Below are 17266 nucleotides of genomic sequence, written 5' to 3'. Positions count from 1 at the left end.
ACGATCACTTCCTGGCCGATCCGCGGGATCTGGATCGAGCCCCAGTTCTTCCCCGCCCAGGCCTGCGAGACGCGCATCCAGCAGGAGCTGTTCTCGTTGGACTGGTCGTGGCGGTCCCAGTGGAAATGCACCTTGACCCGGCCGTACTGGTCGGTCCAGATCTCCTCGCCCTTGGGCCCGACCACCACCGCGGTCTGCGGGCCGCGCACCACCGGCACCGGGGTCGACGGCAAGGGGCGGAAAGCCTGGCCGGCGTCGATACAGTCCAGCTCGCTCTCGAACTGCGCGCCGCCCCCGCCATTACCGGTCTCGTAGAGTTCCTGGACTACCCGGTACTCGGCGCCAACCACCAGGTATTCGCGGTTCTGGTCCAGGCGCGGGTAGTTGCTCAGGTGGAACAGATGGCCCGCCCCGATACCCCTGGCGCATCCCCGCAGGCGAACTCGCTCGTACTGGGTCTGGATCGCCTCGATGCGGGTCCGTGCATAGTGTTCGCCGTCCTGGCTCTGCACATACTCGCCAGGGTAGTCGTAGAGCGGGTAGTCGGCCGCGGCATGGGCGCGCCCGACATTGGAGCGCACTTCCAGGCGGGTGCCGGGACGCTGGAAGTCGTAGTCGTTGAGGCTCAGCGAGCCGGGCTGGACCTCGCGCGCCATGTGCCAGTCGAAGAAGTGGTCGCGCTCGCGATGGCCGAGGCTCGGCGGGTAATAGGGCACGCTGGTGTAGCCGGCCGGGCTGTGGTGCGCGCCGTAGGCATCGGAGAGCACCAGGATGTGACGCTTCTTTTCGTGGCGGAACCAGTAGTAGATGCCTTCCTGCTCCATCAGCCGGCTGACGAAATCGAAGCTGGTCTCGCGGTATTGCACACAGTATTCCCACTCGCGGTAGGAGCGGCTCAGGGCGTCCTCGAAGTCGGAGAAGCCGAGGTCGCGGAACACCTGCTTGATGATGTCCGGGACCTTCTGGTTCTGGAAGATGCGGCAGTCGGAGGTGCGCGTCAGCAGCCACAGCCAGGGCCGCAGGGTGACCTGGTAGCTGGCGAACTGGCCAGCGCCGGCGCCCTGGCTACAGCGCGCGACGATGCCGTGGAAATACCGCCGGCTGCCGCCGGGGAGTTCCAGCGCGAGGCTCATCGGCTTGCCCAACAGGGCATCCAGAGGCAAGGCGGGATTGCTCGAGACCAGTTCGAGCTCGTGGCTGAACAGCCGGCCCAGCTCTTCGCGACCCTCCAGCCGTTGCAGTTGCAGGACCTCGGGTCCCAGCGGGGAGTCCACGTGTACCAGGCGGGTGTGTTGGGAGAACAGCATGGGGAATCTTCCTTGATAGTCACCTGCGGCGGGCGGCCCGAACAACGCGCCAGCAGCGCGCCAGATGATCGTACAACCCCGTGCCGTCGCGAAAGGCTGGCCAATAGCCACGACACTCCTGCCCGCCTCCTGCGGACCCGCCGACCCTAAGCCAGAACCAAAGCCGAAGCAACGACGGCTTTGTCGAAAAGTATTTCCGCTCCGAGCACGCTGCGGCGCATTAGCCCATTGCCCGATACCCGGCAAAAATGAGATATTCACGAACGTGAATCATTCTCATATTTCAATCCCATCTCCCCGCCTGCTGCTGGTCGAAGACGACCCACGCCTACGCGAGGATCTCGACGCGCATTTCCGCCGGCGCGGCTTCCGCGTAACCGTCTGCGGCGATGGCTCGCACGGACTGGAAGCCGCCGGGCGCGAAGCGTTCGACCTGGTGTTGCTGGACATCATGCTACCCGGCCTCGACGGCCTGGCCCTGCTGGAGTCGCTGCGCCGCGAGCAGGCCACGCCGGTGATGCTGATGTCGGCCCTGGGCGCCGAACAGGATCGCATCAGCGGCTTCACCCGCGGCGCCGACGACTACCTGCCGAAGCCGTTCAGCCTGGCCGAGCTGGATGCCCGCACCGACGCCCTGCTGCGCCGTGTACGACTGGACCGCCTGCCGTCGGCGCAGCGGCGGGATACCCGGCTGGTGTTCGACGACCAGGCCCAGGATGTGCTCCACCAGGGCCTTCCGGCAGGGCTGACGCCATCCGAATACCGCCTCCTGGCGACGCTCCGCGAACACGCTGGCGAGGCGCTGAGCAAGCCGTTCCTCTACCGGAGCGTGCTGCACCGCAGCTACACGCGCCTCGACCGCGGTCTCGACGTGCACGTCTGTAACCTGCGGCGCAAGCTCGCCGCGGTCGCCGTCCGTCACCTGCAGATCCAGGCGGTGCGCGGCCAGGGCTACCTGCTGGTGGAGACGGAACACCCCTGATGCGCAGGCACCCGCTGTTATGGAAACTGGCGCTGCTGCAGGTCGGCTTCTGCCTGCTGCTGACCTGGCTGATCTACACCTGGGGCCTGTCGGTGGAGCGCAGCACCTACTTCCTCGCCCCGGCCGACCGCCACTACCTGGCGGATTACGCGCGGCAGGCGGAGGATGCCTGGCGCAGCGAGGGCGCCGCGGGCGCCGAACGCTTCCGCAAGGAACTGTCGGCGAAGGAAGATACCTGGGTGGCGCTGGTCGGACCGCACCTGGAAAGCCTCGGCAGCACGCCGCTAAGCGCCGAGGAGTCGAGCCACCTGACCTTCATGCGCAAGCTCGACTGGCCGATGAGCCGACGCCTGCAGGACGAACTGCCGTACGTCAGCATCGAGTTCCCCGGACATCCCGAGCAGGGCCGGCTGGTAATCCAGTTACCGGAGCGCCTGCTGCCCGGCGGACTGACCCCCTGGACCCACCTGGTCACCCACGGCATAGTCCCGACCCTGCTGGCCGCCCTGCTCGGCCTGCTGCTCTATCGCCACCTGGTGGTGCCGCTGAACCGCTTGCGCGATCGCGCCGACGCCCTGCGCGCCGACGAACTGGAAAGCACTCCCCTCGCCGCACCGCTGGCGGCCCGCCGCGACGAACTGGGCGAGCTGGCCCAGGCCCTGGAGCACATGGCCGAGCGCCTGCGCCTGAGTCTCGCCCAGCAGCGCCTGCTGCTGCGCACCCTGTCCCACGAACTGCGCACGCCGCTGGCGCGCCTGCGCATCGCCCACGACAGCGAGCTACCGCCGGAACAGTTGCGCCAGCGCCTGGATCGCGAAATCGGCGACATGCAACGACTGCTGGAAGACACCCTCGACCTCGCCTGGATGGACACCGAGCGCCCGCAACTGCCCACCGAGCCGGTGCTGGCGCTGTCGGTGTGGGAAGCGCTGCGCGATGACGCCTGTTTCGAAAGCGGCTGGGACCCGGCGCGGCTACCCTGCCGCTTGGGCGTCGACTGTCGCGTCGAGGTCCACCTGGACAGCCTGGCCCAGGCCATGGAGAACCTCCTGCGCAACGCCATCCGTCACTCGCCCGAGAACGGCACGGTCAGCCTCGACGGCGAGCGCGAGGGCGACTTCTGGCACCTGCGCCTGCAGGACCAGGGCCCTGGCGTGGCGGAAGACCAGTTGGAACGCATCTTCCTCCCCTACCAGCGCCTGGACGATAGCGCCGGCGAAGGTTTCGGCCTCGGCCTGGCGATCGCCCGGCGCGCCATCGAGCTACAGGGCGGCCGGCTCTGGGCCAGCAACGGCAAGCCCGGATTGTGCCTGCACCTGTGGCTGCCGGCGGCCGCCTGAGGGCGAAGTGTTTAGAAAGTTAATGCGCTTTACTCTCAAATAACAATCAATATCATTCGTGATCTCTTGCATTTCGCTGCATTGCCCGGAGATCACCGATGTCCTCACGCGCCCTTCCCGCCGTTCCCTTCCTGCTGCTGTCCAGTTGCCTGCTCGCCAACGCCGTACACGCCGCCGGCCAGGGCGACGGCTCCGTCATCGAGCTGGGCGAGCAGACCGTGGTCGCCACCGCCCAGGAGGAAACCAAGCAGGCGCCGGGGGTTTCCATCATCACCGCCGAGGACATCGCCAAGCGACCGCCGAGCAACGACCTGTCGCAGATCATCCGGACCATGCCGGGGGTCAACCTGACCGGCAACAGCTCCAGCGGCCAGCGTGGCAACAACCGGCAGATCGACATCCGCGGCATGGGGCCGGAGAACACCCTGATCCTGGTCGACGGCAAGCCGGTCAGCTCGCGCAACTCGGTGCGCTACGGCTGGCGCGGCGAGCGCGACAGCCGCGGCGATACCAACTGGGTGCCGGCCGACCAGGTCGAGCGCATCGAAGTGATCCGCGGCCCGGCGGCGGCGCGCTACGGCAACGGCGCGGCGGGCGGCGTGGTGAACATCATCACCAAGCAGGCCGGCGCGGAAACCCACGGTAATCTCAGCGTCTACAGCAATTTCCCGCAACACAAGGCCGAAGGCGCCAGCGAACGGATGAGCTTCGGTCTCAACGGGCCGCTCACGGAAAACCTCAGCTACCGCGTCTACGGCAACATCGCCAAGACCGACTCGGACGACTGGGACATCAACGCCGGCCACGAATCCAACCGCACCGGCAAGCAGGCCGGCACCCTCCCCGCCGGTCGCGAAGGCGTGCGCAACAAGGACATCGACGGGCTGCTCAGCTGGCGCCTGACGCCCGAGCAGACCCTCGAGTTCGAGGCCGGCTTCAGCCGCCAGGGCAACATCTACACCGGCGACACGCAGAACACCAACAGCAACAACTACGTGAAGCAGATGCTCGGCCACGAGACCAACCGCATGTACCGCGAGACCTACTCGGTCACCCATCGCGGCGAATGGGACTTCGGCAGCTCGCTGGCCTACCTGCAGTACGAGAAGACCCGCAACAGCCGGATCAACGAAGGCCTGGCCGGCGGCACCGAAGGCATCTTCGACCCCAACAACGCCGGCTTCTACACCGCCACCCTGCGCGACCTGACCGCCCACGGCGAGGTCAACCTGCCGCTGCACCTGGGCTACGAGCAGACCCTGACCCTCGGCAGCGAGTGGACCGAGCAGAAGCTCGACGACCCCAGCTCCAACACCCAGAACACCGAAGAAGGCGGCTCGATCCCCGGTCTCGCCGGAAAGAACCGCAGCAGCAGTTCCTCGGCGCGGATTTTCTCGCTGTTCGCCGAGGACAACATCGAGCTGATGCCCGGCACCATGCTCACCCCAGGCCTGCGCTGGGACCACCACGACATCGTCGGCGACAACTGGAGCCCATCGCTGAACCTGTCCCACGCGCTCACCGAGCGGGTCACCCTGAAGGCCGGTATCGCCCGCGCCTACAAGGCCCCCAACCTGTACCAGCTGAACCCCGACTACCTGCTCTACAGCCGTGGCCAGGGTTGCTACGGGCAAAGCACCAGTTGCTACCTGCGCGGCAACGACGGCCTCAAGGCCGAGACCAGCGTGAACAAGGAACTGGGCATCGAGTACAGCCACAACGGCCTGGTAGCGGGGCTGACCTACTTTCGCAACGACTACAAGAACAAGATCGAATCCGGCCTGTCACCGATCGACCACGCCAGCGGCGGCAAGGGCGACTACGCCAACGCGGCGATCTACCAGTGGGAGAACGTGCCCAAGGCGGTGGTCGAGGGCCTCGAAGGCACCCTGACCCTGCCCCTGGCCGACGGCCTGAAGTGGAGCAACAACTTCACCTACATGCTGCAATCGAAGAACAAGGAAACCGGCGACGTGCTCTCGGTGACGCCGCGCTACACCCTCAACTCGATGCTCGACTGGCAGGCCACCGACGACCTCTCGCTGCAAGCCACGGTCACCTGGTACGGCAAGCAGAAGCCGAAGAAATACGACTATCACGGCGACCGTGTCACCGGCAGCGCCAACGACCAGCTCTCGCCCTACGCCATCGCCGGCCTCGGCGGCACCTATCGGTTGAGCAAGAACCTGAGCCTCGGCGCCGGCGTCGACAACCTGTTCGACAAGCGCCTGTTCCGCGCCGGCAATGCCCAGGGCGTGGTCGGCATCGACGGGGCCGGCGCGGCGACCTACAACGAGCCCGGACGGACCTTCTATACCAGCCTGACCGCGTCGTTCTGAGCCATAACGAGAAAGCCTGATGAGAACCTCCCTGCTCGTCGCCGCCCTGGGCCTCGCCCTGGCGGCGGCCCTGCCCGGCGGCGCGCCGCTGGCGCAACCGGACCCCGAGGCGACCATGGACCGCAGCCTGCTGCAACGCCAGGACCTGCCCTATCGCTTCAGCGCCGTGGACCTGGACTCCGTCGATGGCCAGCGGCATTACCGGCTGTGGCTCGGCCGACCGCTGCAGGCACCGCCCGCCGCCGGCTACCCGGTGGTCTGGATGCTCGACGGCAACGCCGCCGTCGGCGCCCTCGACGCGTCCACCCTGAGACGCCTGGCCGACGGCGACGCACCGCTGCTGGTCGCCATCGGCTACCGCACGCCGCTGCGCATCGACCGCGCCGGGCGTACCTTCGACTACACCCCCGCGAGTCCCGGCCAGGCCGATCAGCGCGACCCACTCAACGGCCTGCCCAGCGGCGGCGCCGACGCCTTCCTCGACCTGCTGCGCGACGGCATGCGCCCGGCCGTGGCGGCGCAGGCGCCCCTGGACACTGCGCGACAAACCCTCTGGGGACACTCCTACGGCGGCTTGCTGGTGCTCCACGCACTGTTCACCCGTCCCGGCGAGTTCGCCCGCTACGCCGCGGCCAGCCCGTCGCTGTGGTGGCGCGACGGGGCGATCCTCGGCGAGCGAGCGGGGCTCGAACAGCGCCTGCGCGGAAAGCGCGCGGAACTCCTGCTCTGGCGCGGCAGCGCCGAACCGGCCAGCCCGCGCGGCTCGCTGAAAGCCGAGCCGGGCCAGGCGATGGCGCGGCTGGTAGATGACCTGCGCCGGGTTGCCGGGCTCACGCTGGACTTCCAGCCGCTCGACGGCCTGGGTCATGGCGAAACGCTGGGGGCCTCGTTGCGCCTTCTGCTCGCCCGTCCGGCGGTGGAACGCCAGCGCTGAAGGCGCACGCTCCCAAGAGAACCGAGGCAACGGCGGATAACCGCTTCGCGGTTATTCGCCCTACCGGAGGCCAGACATCCGCGCGCCGCGACATCCCTCTACGCTGCACGGCATCCTCTCCCGCCTGCGGGAGAGGGTTGGGGTGAGGGAAAATCGCCCTACGCCACCACCGGAATCAGCGGGTCGGCCGCCGCCAGCGCCACGGCGCGGTCCGCCGCCGGCGGGTAGATCCACACGCCATTGATCTCGGTCTTGATCTTCTTGCCCTCCTCGCGCACGAACCGTACCTGGCGGTCCCAGCCCTCGGTGAACACCGCGCCCCAGCCGCCGAGGTCGAGACAGGTCACGTACTTCACCTGGCTGTAGGGAATCGGCTCGACGCCGAGCAGGTCGGCGGCCACGTTATTGCCGGCCGAGCGACCCAGAGCGATGGCGTGCTGGCAGGTCATCAGGGCATGGTTGCCGAGGTCGTCGGTAGCCGCGCGGGCCACGTCGCCGGTGGCGTAGACATCGTCGAGACCGAGCACCTTGAGGTTGCGGTCGACATGCAGGCGACCCTGGGCATCGCGCTCGCCCGGAATCTGCCCGGTCAGGGTGCTGGCCCGCACGCCCACGGTCCAGACCACGGTCTTCGCCTCGATCCGCTGGCCGTCGTCGAGCGTCACGCCCTCGGCATCCACCGCCGCCACCGAACGCCCCAGGCACCACTCCACGCCCAGTTCCGCCGAGGCCTCGGCGATCAAGCCGCTCAGGTCCGCGCCCATCGATGCGCCGATGGCGGCGCCGCGGTCGACCACGATCACTCGCAGCGCCGCTTTCTCGCCGAGGATCGCCCGCAGGCGCGCCGGCATCTCGGTGGCGGTCTCGATGCCGGTGAAGCCGCCGCCGGCGACCACCACGGTGTTGCGTGCCGGCGAATCCGGCAAGTCGCGCAGGGCATGCAGGTGTGCCTCCAGGCGCAGGGCGTCTTCCAACTGGTCGACATCGAAGGCAGCGTCGATGCCGACGACACTCGCCGGACGCCACACGCCGCTGCCGGCCGCCAGCACCAGGCGGTCGTAGTCCAGTTGCGCCAGCGTGCCCTCGGCATCGCGGTACTCCACCCACTTGCCGGCCACGTCGATGCGCTGCGCGCTGCCCTGCACGAAACGCACGCCGACCGCGGCGAACAATTCGCCCAGCGGCGCCGCCATGCGCTGCACGTCAGGCTCGTAGAAACGCGGGCGGATGCGCAGCTCGGGCTGCGGCGCGAGCACCGCGACCTCGACGTCGTCGCGGCCCTGGCGGTCGAGCTGGCGGACTGCGCTCAGCGCGCTCCACATGCCGGCGAATCCGGCACCGACGATCAGGATACGTTGTTTCATTGGGGGCTCCTGGAGGGAAAGGACGGGATGTCCGGAGAAAGGCCTCTCCGTAACTACGACTATATTTGTCGTAGTTACGGAGATCAATCCCCGAAAAGCGCTCCGACAGGCAACCGCCCCTCGCCGTGAAAGAGAGGGAAAGACGGCGAAAACATACGGAAATAAGCCGAGATAGAGCGCTTCAAGGCGGAAGACAGCGGACGACCTGTCCTTGTGAGCGACCTGAAAACCGCGCAGAATATTGCGAATATTTCTGTCGGAGTTAGTGATGGCTCTCTATAGCGCCGGCGTCGAATACGGCATCCACTGCCTGTTGTTCCTCGCCGACGAGAAAGGCGACAGCCGCGAGTCCAGCGTGCGCACCCTCGCCGAGTTGCAGGGCGTGCCGCCGGAACTGCTGGCCAAGGTCTTCACCCGCCTGGCCAAGGCCGGCCTGGTGGCTGCCACCGAAGGCGTGCGCGGCGGCTTCCGCCTGGCGCGGCCGGCCAACGAAATCAGCGTGCTCGACGTGGTCCGCGCCATCGACGGCGACAAATCGATCTTCGAATGCCGCGAGGTCCGCGAGCGCTGCGCGATCTTCGAAGGCAACCCGCCTTCCTGGGCGACCCGCAACACCTGCTCGATCCACGCGGTGATGCTCACCGCGCAGAAGCGCATGGAAGAAGCGCTGGCCCAGCAGACCATCCTCGACCTGGTACGCCGGGTGGGGCGTATCGCGCCGCCGGAGTTCGGCGAAGAAGTGCTGCGCTGGATGGATGCCAGCCGGGAAGGACGCGGCGGCTCCCGCGACTAGCCCTGGCGCATACGGAGCGGCGCCGCAAGCCCGTTTCGCGGAAAACACCATTGTCGACTGCGGTGCTAATCGCGCCGGCGTTTCTCCCTACCCTATCGCCAGAGGCCGCCGCAGAGCGGCCGCCGGCCCACTGCAATGGCCCGTGACCAACTTGCGTGATAGGTGAACGATGGAACCTGGCAGCTACCAACTGACCATGAGCGTGCTCATGACCCCCGACAAGGCGAACTTCTCCGGCAACGTCCACGGCGGCGCGCTGCTCAAGCTCCTCGACGAAGTGGCCTTCGCCTGCGCCAAGCGCTACGCCGGACGCTACGTGGTGACCCTGTCGGTGGATCAGGTGATCTTCCGCGAGCCGATCCATGTCGGCGAACTGGTGACCTTCCTCGCCTCGGTGAACTACACCGGGCGCACTTCGATGGAGGTCGGGGTGAAGGTGATGACCGAGAACATCCACGAGCGCACCGTGCGCCATACCAACAGTTGCTTCTTCACCATGGTGGCGATGGACGACCAGCGCCGGCCGGTGGCGGTGCGTCCACTGGAACCGGAGACCGCGATCGAGAAACGCCGCTACGCCCAGGCCCTGGCCCGGCGCGAGCAGCGCAAGCTGATGGAACTGCGCTACCAGGAGATCCGCGAACAGGTGGATCACGCGATGCCGGCCTGAACACCGCCCGGCCCGCGGGCCGGGTTCTCAGCCCTCGCCGACCAGGCTTTCGAACGCCTCTTCCAGCACGCTGGCGCTGCCGGGGCGAACCACCCGCGCTACCTCCCGGCCGTCGCGAAGAAAGACGAAGGTCGGCCACAGCTTGACCTGGAACGAGCGCCCCAGGCGGCGCCCGGGACCGTCCTCGACCTTCAGGTGGCCGACCTCCGGATAGTCGCCGAATACTTCCGCCAGCAGCGGCTGGGCGGCCTGGCAATGGCCGCACCAGTCGGTACCGAACTCCACCAGCGTCGGACCGGCGAGCCGGTCCAGTTCGTCGCGCGCCGGTGCCTCGGCGCTGTATCGGGTCTTCATACGCTGCTTCTCCATGAACTTGGCTGACAGGACGGCAGACTCCCGCGGCGGCGCCAGGTTCGACCCGCGCGACGATGGACTCAGCGTTTCCGCACGCGCGCCATGCAGCGCTGGTAGCGTTCGTCGACGCGCTTAGCGAACCAGGCGGTGGTCAGCTTGCGGGTGATCTTCGGGCTCTCCAGGGCGATCCCCGGCAGCACGGCGCGGGGCAGCGTCTTGCCGGTGGCGCTTTCAGCCAGGGCGAAGACCTTGCGGTACAGCGCGCTGTCGGCGAACTCCGGGCTGTCGCCCTGCTCCAGCGCCCGGCGGATCGCCGCGTCGCTCATGTCCAGGCGCTTGCCGAGGCTGCGCACGGCCAGTTCGGTGGAGCCCGGCGTGCGCGTGCCGTAGCGGATCAGATCGCCATCCAGCGCCAGCGGAATCCCCGAGACGCGACTCACCGCGCTCTGGAACGCGGCGTTGCGACTGGCATACCAGCCGGCGTTGAAGTCGGCGAAGCGGTACAGCGGCGCCGGGTAGTCCGCCGGATAGCCAAGCAGGTGGGCGATGCCGAAATACATGCCGCCGCGTCGGCTGAACACCTCGCGGCGGATGCTGCCGTCCAGCGGATAGGGATAGCCGTCCGCGTGCTGCTCGGCGAAAGCGATGCTGACCTGCATCGGCCCGCCGGTGTGTACCGGGTTGAAGCCGCCGAACAGCTTGCCGCCCATGGGCACGATGGCGATGAAATCGTCGAATGTCTCGCTCAGTTCCTTCTCCGTGCGCGCCGCGGCCAGGCGCTGGCTGTAGGTGCGGCCATCGGGCGACTTGATATTCAGCGCCGAGCTGACCAGGAACGCCGGCACGTGCAGCTTGCCGGCACGACGCTCGACCTCGCGGGTGGCGATCCTGCCCAGGCCGGCCACCGGCGGGTCGACCTGGTAGGTGGACTCCTGCTCGGTCACCGCCAGCACCGCACAAAGATTCTCGTCGCTGGGGTAGATCTGCTGGGCGGAAAAGGCCGCGTAGATATCGCTGGCCCACCCTTGGCGATCGCGCACCGTGGCCGGCATCAGGCGGACGATCTTCGCCCGTACTTCGTCGGGGTTGGGCGGCGGCGGCTCCGCCGACCGCGAACTGCACCCGGCCAGCGCCAGGAGCATGAGCAACCCCGTTACGCCGCGACCCTGGCGTACTGCTTTCATCTGCGATTCCCTGTTCCGTTGCGAAGTGGGCGGCCGGTGGCGACCGCCGAAGCCAGGGCATTCTAGCCGAGCATCCGGCGGCTTCCGTACCGTCCGTCACGCACGGTCGCGGTTCAGAGCGCTGCGTCGGTGCGCTGCCGCTTGACCCGACGCCAGGTCGAGGGCGAGGCGCCGGCCAGCCGGAGAAAGATCCGCGAGAAATGCGGCTGGTCGGAAAAGCCGCAGGCGACGCCGATCTGCGAAAGCGGTTCGTCGCTGCCCAGCATCAGCTCCTTGGCCCGGTCGACGCGCATGCGCATCAGCCATTCGTGGGGCGAAACACCGGTGCTGCACTTGAAGGCCTTGGTGAAATAGCTGCGCGAGAGCCCGCACTCCTCGGCCAGGCGCGCCACCGATACGCCCTCGGCCAGATGCCCGGCGATCAGCTCCTTGGCCCTGCGCAATTGCCAGGGCGCCAGGCCCTTGCCGGTGCAGACCGGGACCTGGGTCGAAGCGAAGCGATCCTGAACGTGGGTCAACAGCGCCAGCATGACCTGTTCGATGAACAGTTCGTTGCGCTCGCCCGCCCTGGCGAAGCTGGGCAGCAGCGCCAGCGCCAGGTGATAGACCACCGGATCGTCGACACCGATGATCCGCTCCGGCTCGGCGGACGCGCGTTGCCCTTCTTCGTAGAGAAACTCCTTTATCGAAGCGCGCGGCAACATGAAGCGGACATTGTCGTAAGTTGTCCGGTGCTGGCACTTTATTTCATCGCCAAGATAGGCGATGGAGATACTTTTCCGTGGATGTCCGCCATCGAAAACCAGTTTGTTTCCATTCCAGAGACGATGGGAATTGAAATCGCGCAACTGCACGATGACGGAAAACGAATCGGCACAAGGAATATGGATCACCTTGTCCGGATCGGGAGTCGCCTCACTATTGCGAATCAAGGCGTACCCTTCTCCCCTTATGATGTTCCCTGGCGTGGATTGGTCGCCCTTTGTTCTGTCTATGGCAACAGTCATGACTCCCCCTGATTCCATGCGCCTGATGATCTCGTGACACTTTTCTCTCGACGCGAAAAACGACGCACGAAAGCTCCCCCAGAGATTAATCCGAGGGAGCCGTTCCGGGGAAATCTAACCGACGAAGATAACTACCAGATTACTGCGCTGTTACTCGATGATATAGCGCTCAACCCTTTTCCTGTTCCGACGGGCCAGCGGCCTGGTCGAGGCGATGCCGACCCGGTAGTTGCCCCAGCACATGGCCGACCGAACCCGCCTTGTCGCAGGCCGAGGCGAACGCGCAACCGCCGAGCAATTGCTTGCCGACCGGGATGACCTGCTCGCCGAGCAGGATGCCGAGCAACCCCACCAGCGCCACCAGCGGCGGAGCCGGCGAACGCACCTGCAGCAGGCTGTAGACGATCCCCACCAACAGTCCGGCGCCCAGCGACAATACGTAGAGCTTCATCTTCGTTCTCCTTCGCGGCCGTGCCGCCCGGCGGGCCGGAGCGGCACGGCCGGCATTCACTTGGCCGGATTCGGGCCGATGCGTTCGCCGTGGGTCACCCGCTCGGGCGCCTTGTGCACCATGGTGTAGGCGTAGTCCACGCCCATGCCGTAGGCCCCGGAATGCTCCTTGGCGATGGCCATCACGGCGTCGTAGGTATCCCGGCGGGCCCAGTCGCGCTGCCACTCCAGCAGGACCTGCTGCCAGGTCACCGGTACCACGCCGGCCTGGACCATGCGGTCCATGGCGTACTTGTGGGCGTCGCTGGAGGTGCCGCCCGAGGCATCGGCCACCATGTAGATCTCGTAGCCGCCCTCGAGCATGGCGCAGAGGGCGAAGGTGGTGTTGCAGACCTCGGTCCACAGCCCGGCGACCACGACCTTCTTGCGGCCCGCGGCGGCCAGCGAGTCGCGCACGTTCTGGTCGTCCCAGGAGTTCATCGAGGTGCGTTCGAGAATCTTCTGCTCGGGGAACACCGCCAGCAGCTCCGGATAGGTCGGGCCGGAGAAGCTGTCGGTTTCCACCGTGGTGATGGTGACCGGGATGTCGAATACCTTCGCCGCCTTGGCCAGGCCCACTACGTTGTTCTTCAGCGTCTGGCGATCGATGGACTGTACACCAAATGCCATCTGTGGCTGCTGGTCGATGAAGATGATCTGGCTGTTCTGCGGAGTTAGAACTTCGAGATAGTGGCTCATGATTGTTTCCTGACAACGAACGATGAATTCCAGCTGTTGCGCACAACAGCACGCGGGCCAACAGATAATTTCCCGTGGCCGGCCAGACTATGAAGCATGAATATTGGAAAAAACAAACTTTTCGAGAAAATAAATCACTGAACTGCGGCCCTGGATAAAGTTGAACGGCGATATTCAAAATATTCGACACATCCATACAAAAAGCGCACACAGAGACAATAAAAGAAGGATTACCAGCTAGCAGAATCGACAGTCCGCCCTATAAGAAAAAGCCCCCATGAAGTTCAGGACATGTCTCGCGCCTTACTTGCTATCGACCACCAGCAAGTTGCGCTTGCAGGAGGATGCGTCATTCGGGAAAACCGCTCTTTCGTCCCGTACGTTTCCCGCCGCACCTATCCTGTCCGGTGGCCTCTCTCGCCGCCGCCCTCGCTGACCGATTCCGCCCTGCTGCCAGGAGCACGCCATGAGCCACGATCCGCCGAGCAAGGACCGCCGCCATTTCCTCACTACCAGTTCGGTGCTGGGCGCCGCCGGGGTCCTGTGGTCCGCCCTGCCCTTCGCCAACGCCGCCAGCCTTTCTCCCGCAAGCAACCCAGGAGGTTCCATGACCGCCGACCTGATCCTGCACAACGGCCGCTTCCACACCGTGGACCGCGACAACCCCACCGCCACCGCCGTGGCGATCAAGGACGGCAAGTTCCTTGCCGTCGGCAACGACGCCGAGGCGATGCTCCATCGCGGCAGCGCCACCCAGGTGATCGACCTGCAGAAGCGCACCGTGATCCCCGGTCTCAACGACTCGCACCTGCACCTGATCCGCGGTGGCCTCAACTACAACCTGGAGCTGCGCTGGGAAGGCGTGCCCTCCCTGGCCGACGCCTTGCGCATGCTCAAGAACCAGGCCGAACGCACGCCCAGCCCCCAGTGGGTGCGGGTGGTCGGCGGCTGGAACGAGTTCCAGTTCGCCGAGAAGCGCATGCCGACCCTGGAGGAATTGAACAAGGCCGCGCCGGACACCCCGGTGTTCGTCCTCCACCTGTACGATCGCGCCCTGCTCAACCGCGCCGCCCTGCGCGTGGTCGGCTACACCAAGGACACGCCCAACCCGCCCGGCGGCGAGATCGTCCGCGACAGCAGCGGCGAACCCACCGGCATGCTGATCGCCCGGCCCAACGCGATGATTCTCTACGCCACCCTGGCCAAGGGACCGAAGCTGCCGCTGGAGTACCAGGTCAACTCCACCCGCCAGTTCATGCGCGAACTCAACCGCCTCGGCCTGACTAGCGCGATCGAAGCCGGCGGCGGCTTCCAGAACTACCCGGACGACTACCAGGTGATTCGCGAACTGGCCGACCAGGGCCAGCTCACCGTACGCATCGCCTACAACCTGTTCACCCAGAAACCGAAGGAAGAACTCGCCGACTTCAAGAACTGGACCGGCAGCGTCAAGTACGGCCAGGGCAGCGATTTCTTCCGCCACAACGGCGCCGGCGAGATGCTAGTGTTCTCCGCCGCCGACTTCGAGGACTTCCTCGAACCGCGCCCGGACCTGCCGCAGACCATGGAGCAGGAGCTGGAGCCGGTGGTCCGCCACCTGGTGGAGCAGCGCTGGCCGTTCCGCCTGCACGCCACCTACGACGAATCGATCTCGCGGATGCTCGACGTGTTCGAGAAGGTCGACCGCGACATTCCGTTCAACGGCCTGCCCTGGTTCTTCGACCACGCCGAGACCATCACCCCGCGCAACATCGAGCGGGTGCGGGCACTCGGCGGCGGCATCGCGATCCAGGACCGCATGGCCTTCCAGGGCGAGTACTTCGTCGACCGCTACGGTGCCAAGGCCGCCGAGGCCACGCCGCCGATCCAGCGCATGCTCGCCGAGGGCGTGCCGGTGGGTGCCGGCACCGACGCCACCCGGGTCTCCAGCTACAACCCCTGGACCTCGCTGTACTGGCTGGTCAGCGGCCGCACCGTCGGCGGCATGGCCCTGTATCCGCAGGGCCTGCCGCGGGAAACCGCGTTGCAGCTGTTCACCCACGGCAGCGCCTGGTTCTCCAGCGAGCAGGGCAAGAAAGGACAGATCAAGGTTGGACAGCTCGCCGACCTGGCGGCGCTGTCGGCGGACTTCTTCAGCGTCGAGGAAGAGGCCATCAAGTGGATCGAGTCGGTGCTCACGGTGGTCGACGGCAAGATCGTCTATGCCGCCGCCGAGTTCGACAAGCTCGGTCCGCCGGCGCCGCCGGTGCTGCCGGACTGGTCGCCGGTGGCCAAGGTACCCGGCCACTGGCGGCAAGGCGCGCCGCTGACCGCCCAGGTCCACCAGTGCGTCGGTGCCTGCGCGGTACACGCCCACGAGCACAACCGCGCGCGCCACTCCAACGTACCGGTGAGCGACTTCCAGGGTTTCTGGGGCGCATTCGGCTGTTCCTGCTTCGCTTTCTGACGTACCCGGGCGGGCCCTTCGCGGCCCGCCTCGCCCGGAGTTTTCCCGATGATCCGCGTTCGACCGGTCGGCCGCCTGGCCCTTTTCCTGGCGCTGGGCGGCACCTCGCCATGCCACGCCGCGACAGAGGAAGCCAAGGCACCCGACTACCTGGAGTGGCGCCTGCTCAACCGCAACTACTTCCTCTACAACGACTATCGCCGCGCGGACGCCAGGCGCGGCTACCGCAAGGAATGGGCACACGGCCTGATCGCCGACCTGGAGTCGGCCTATACCCCCGGCCGCGTCGGTTTCGGCCTCGATCTCCACGGCTTCGCCGGCTTCAAGCTCGACGGCGGACGTGGCCATGCCGGCACCGGCCTGTTGCCGCTGGACTCATCCGGCGATAACGCCAGCGAGTATTCCGACGCCGGCGCCGCACTCAAGCTGCGGCTCGGCGAGAGCCTGCTCAAGGTCGGCGAGATGACCGTCGAGACCCCGGTCTTCGATACCAGCGACAAGCGCCTGCAACCCCAGTACGCCAGGGGCTTCTTCCTGCAGAGCGACGACCTCGACCGCGTGCGGATCCAGGCCGGGCGCTTCACCGCCTTCAAGGAACAGGCCTCCAGCTCCGGCCATGGCGACTTCGACGGCTACGGCGCGAGCACCGCCGGCAGCGCCATCGGCTTCGCCGGCGCCAGCCTGGCGGCCAGCGACAACCTGAGCGGCTCGCTGTTCGCCGCGCAACTGGACAACGTCTGGCGCCAGGTCTATCTCAACATGAACCTGCAACGTGCCGCGTTCAGCCTGGATGGCAACCTCTATCGCACGCGCGACCAGGGCCGCAGCCGGGCCGGCGCGATCGACACCCTGGCCTACAGCCTGCAACTGAAGTACCGCGTCGGCGCACAGGGTTTCTCCCTGGCCTACCAGCGTGTCCATGGGGATACGCCGTTCGACTTCGTCGGAGGTGACTCCATCTACCTCGCCAACTCGATCAAGTACGCCGATTTCAACGGTCCCGGCGAACGCTCCTGGCAGGCCCGCTACGACCTCGACCTGGCCCCGTTCGGCCTGCCGGGACTGAGCTTCATGGCGCGTTACGTCAGCGGCCGCGCCATCGACGGCAGCCATGCGCCGGCCGGCGGCGCCTACAACCCGCTGGGCGCCGATGGCCGCTACCGGCCCTTGCAGGGCAGCGGCGGCAAGCACTGGGAGCGCGACCTCGACCTGCGCTACGTGTTCGCCTCGGGCCCGCTCAAGGACCTCTCGCTGAACGTCTCGCACCTCAGCCATCGGGCCAACGCGGCCCAGGCCGGCGACGACATCGACCGCCTCTACCTGATCGTCGAATACCCACTCAAAGGCTCGCTCTGACC

The 17266-nt window shown here is 66.7% G+C and carries 15 protein-coding genes; 8 read left to right on the top strand and 7 right to left on the bottom strand.

The features are described 5' to 3' along the window. Positions 1-1307 (bottom strand): type VI secretion system tip protein VgrG (gene vgrG, locus HMPREF2924_RS22085; protein WP_116816843.1); only part of this gene is annotated, 1307 nt, incomplete at its 3' end. A gap of 265 nt (positions 1308-1572) precedes the next feature. On the opposite strand from vgrG, the gene HMPREF2924_RS22080 reads away from it, so the two are divergent. The 4 genes from HMPREF2924_RS22080 to pfeE all read left to right on the top strand — a co-directional run bounded on the left by HMPREF2924_RS22080 (position 1573) and on the right by pfeE (position 6902). Further along, positions 1573-2289 carry a response regulator transcription factor gene (locus HMPREF2924_RS22080; protein WP_003101494.1) on the top strand — a complete coding sequence of 239 codons (717 nt, stop codon included), beginning with the start codon at positions 1573-1575 and terminating at the stop codon, positions 2287-2289. Then, on the top strand, positions 2289-3629 hold the full coding sequence (gene pfeS / locus HMPREF2924_RS22075; protein ID WP_003116700.1) for a two-component system sensor histidine kinase PfeS: 1341 nt from the start codon (positions 2289-2291) through the stop codon (positions 3627-3629). The genes HMPREF2924_RS22080 and pfeS overlap by 1 nt, the downstream gene beginning before the upstream one ends. Positions 3630-3727: 98 nt before the next feature. Continuing rightward, a complete protein-coding gene (gene pfeA, locus HMPREF2924_RS22070) occupies positions 3728-5968 on the top strand; it encodes a siderophore enterobactin receptor PfeA (RefSeq protein ID WP_003116699.1) in 2241 nt (746 codons plus the stop codon). A gap of 19 nt (positions 5969-5987) precedes the next feature. Beyond that, the gene (pfeE, locus tag HMPREF2924_RS22065; RefSeq protein WP_003122580.1) at positions 5988-6902 is read left to right on the top strand and encodes a ferric enterobactin esterase PfeE; all 915 of its coding nucleotides are present in this window, start codon (positions 5988-5990) and stop codon (positions 6900-6902) included. Positions 6903-7060: 158 nt separating this feature from the next. Here the strand turns inward: pfeE and HMPREF2924_RS22060 are convergent, their stop codons facing one another. Further along, positions 7061-8266 carry an NAD(P)/FAD-dependent oxidoreductase gene (locus HMPREF2924_RS22060; RefSeq protein ID WP_003122579.1) on the bottom strand — a complete coding sequence of 402 codons (1206 nt, stop codon included), beginning with the start codon at positions 8264-8266 and terminating at the stop codon, positions 7061-7063. A gap of 268 nt (positions 8267-8534) precedes the next feature. Here HMPREF2924_RS22060 and HMPREF2924_RS22055 point away from each other — a divergent pair, with 268 nt between their 5' ends. Further along, positions 8535-9059 (top strand): RrF2 family transcriptional regulator, encoded by a 525-nt coding sequence (locus HMPREF2924_RS22055; RefSeq protein WP_003090553.1) that lies wholly within the window; start codon positions 8535-8537, stop codon positions 9057-9059. 169 nt (positions 9060-9228) lie between these two features. Next, on the top strand, positions 9229-9729 hold the full coding sequence (locus HMPREF2924_RS22050) for an acyl-CoA thioesterase (RefSeq protein WP_003090555.1): 501 nt from the start codon (positions 9229-9231) through the stop codon (positions 9727-9729). 27 nt (positions 9730-9756) lie between these two features. Here HMPREF2924_RS22050 and HMPREF2924_RS22045 read toward each other — a convergent pair whose 3' ends face one another. The 5 genes from HMPREF2924_RS22045 to HMPREF2924_RS22025 form a co-directional block, all read right to left on the bottom strand. Further along, the gene (locus tag HMPREF2924_RS22045; RefSeq protein WP_003131054.1) at positions 9757-10083 is read right to left on the bottom strand and encodes a thioredoxin family protein; all 327 of its coding nucleotides are present in this window, start codon (positions 10081-10083) and stop codon (positions 9757-9759) included. Positions 10084-10163: 80 nt separating this feature from the next. Next, positions 10164-11267, bottom strand: coding sequence for a DUF1615 domain-containing protein (locus tag HMPREF2924_RS22040; RefSeq protein WP_003119474.1), 1104 nt, complete (start codon positions 11265-11267; stop codon positions 10164-10166). A gap of 113 nt (positions 11268-11380) precedes the next feature. After that, positions 11381-12274 (bottom strand): helix-turn-helix domain-containing protein, encoded by an 894-nt coding sequence (locus HMPREF2924_RS22035; protein WP_003119473.1) that lies wholly within the window; start codon positions 12272-12274, stop codon positions 11381-11383. A 169-nt stretch (positions 12275-12443) separates the two neighbouring features. Continuing rightward, entirely contained in the window at positions 12444-12725 is a 282-nt protein-coding gene (locus HMPREF2924_RS22030) for a XapX domain-containing protein (protein WP_003090560.1), read from the bottom strand. 56 nt (positions 12726-12781) lie between these two features. Beyond that, complete coding sequence (locus tag HMPREF2924_RS22025) at positions 12782-13462, bottom strand: hydrolase (RefSeq protein ID WP_003090561.1); 681 nt, start codon at positions 13460-13462, stop codon at positions 12782-12784. 607 nt (positions 13463-14069) lie between these two features. Here HMPREF2924_RS22025 and HMPREF2924_RS22020 point away from each other — a divergent pair. Together HMPREF2924_RS22020 and HMPREF2924_RS22015 are read left to right on the top strand one after the other, a co-directional pair. Beyond that, positions 14070-15908, top strand: coding sequence for an amidohydrolase (locus tag HMPREF2924_RS22020; RefSeq protein ID WP_083325394.1), 1839 nt, complete (start codon positions 14070-14072; stop codon positions 15906-15908). Between the two features lie 48 nt (positions 15909-15956). Further along, entirely contained in the window at positions 15957-17264 is a 1308-nt protein-coding gene (locus HMPREF2924_RS22015; RefSeq protein ID WP_003131049.1) for an OprD family porin, read from the top strand. Positions 17265-17266: the final 2 nt, after the last annotated feature.

This window comes from Pseudomonas sp. HMSC063H08 (genome assembly GCF_001813645.1).
GTDB lineage: Bacteria > Pseudomonadota > Gammaproteobacteria > Pseudomonadales > Pseudomonadaceae > Pseudomonas > Pseudomonas aeruginosa.
Note: the sequence above shows the minus strand (reverse complement) of the source record. Positions and strands in the feature narration are given on the sequence as shown.

What these genes read in the sequence shown, in the direction of transcription:
- HMPREF2924_RS22055 (WP_003090553.1), top strand. Translation starts at nt 8,535, where the DNA reads ATGGCTCTCTATAGCGCCGGCGTCGAATACGGCATCCACTGCCTGTTG.
- pfeS (WP_003116700.1), top strand. Translation starts at nt 2,289, where the DNA reads ATGCGCAGGCACCCGCTGTTATGGAAACTGGCGCTGCTGCAGGTCGGC.
- HMPREF2924_RS22015 (WP_003131049.1), top strand. Translation starts at nt 15,957, where the DNA reads ATGATCCGCGTTCGACCGGTCGGCCGCCTGGCCCTTTTCCTGGCGCTG.
- HMPREF2924_RS22050 (WP_003090555.1), top strand. Translation starts at nt 9,229, where the DNA reads ATGGAACCTGGCAGCTACCAACTGACCATGAGCGTGCTCATGACCCCC.
- HMPREF2924_RS22020 (WP_083325394.1), top strand. Translation starts at nt 14,070, where the DNA reads ATGACCGCCGACCTGATCCTGCACAACGGCCGCTTCCACACCGTGGAC.
- HMPREF2924_RS22045 (WP_003131054.1), bottom strand. Translation starts at nt 10,083, where the DNA reads ATGAAGACCCGATACAGCGCCGAGGCACCGGCGCGCGACGAACTGGAC.
- pfeA (WP_003116699.1), top strand. Translation starts at nt 3,728, where the DNA reads ATGTCCTCACGCGCCCTTCCCGCCGTTCCCTTCCTGCTGCTGTCCAGT.
- HMPREF2924_RS22030 (WP_003090560.1), bottom strand. Translation starts at nt 12,725, where the DNA reads ATGAAGCTCTACGTATTGTCGCTGGGCGCCGGACTGTTGGTGGGGATC.
- HMPREF2924_RS22040 (WP_003119474.1), bottom strand. Translation starts at nt 11,267, where the DNA reads ATGAAAGCAGTACGCCAGGGTCGCGGCGTAACGGGGTTGCTCATGCTC.
- HMPREF2924_RS22060 (WP_003122579.1), bottom strand. Translation starts at nt 8,266, where the DNA reads ATGAAACAACGTATCCTGATCGTCGGTGCCGGATTCGCCGGCATGTGG.
- pfeE (WP_003122580.1), top strand. Translation starts at nt 5,988, where the DNA reads ATGAGAACCTCCCTGCTCGTCGCCGCCCTGGGCCTCGCCCTGGCGGCG.
- HMPREF2924_RS22035 (WP_003119473.1), bottom strand. Translation starts at nt 12,274, where the DNA reads ATGACTGTTGCCATAGACAGAACAAAGGGCGACCAATCCACGCCAGGG.
- HMPREF2924_RS22025 (WP_003090561.1), bottom strand. Translation starts at nt 13,462, where the DNA reads ATGAGCCACTATCTCGAAGTTCTAACTCCGCAGAACAGCCAGATCATC.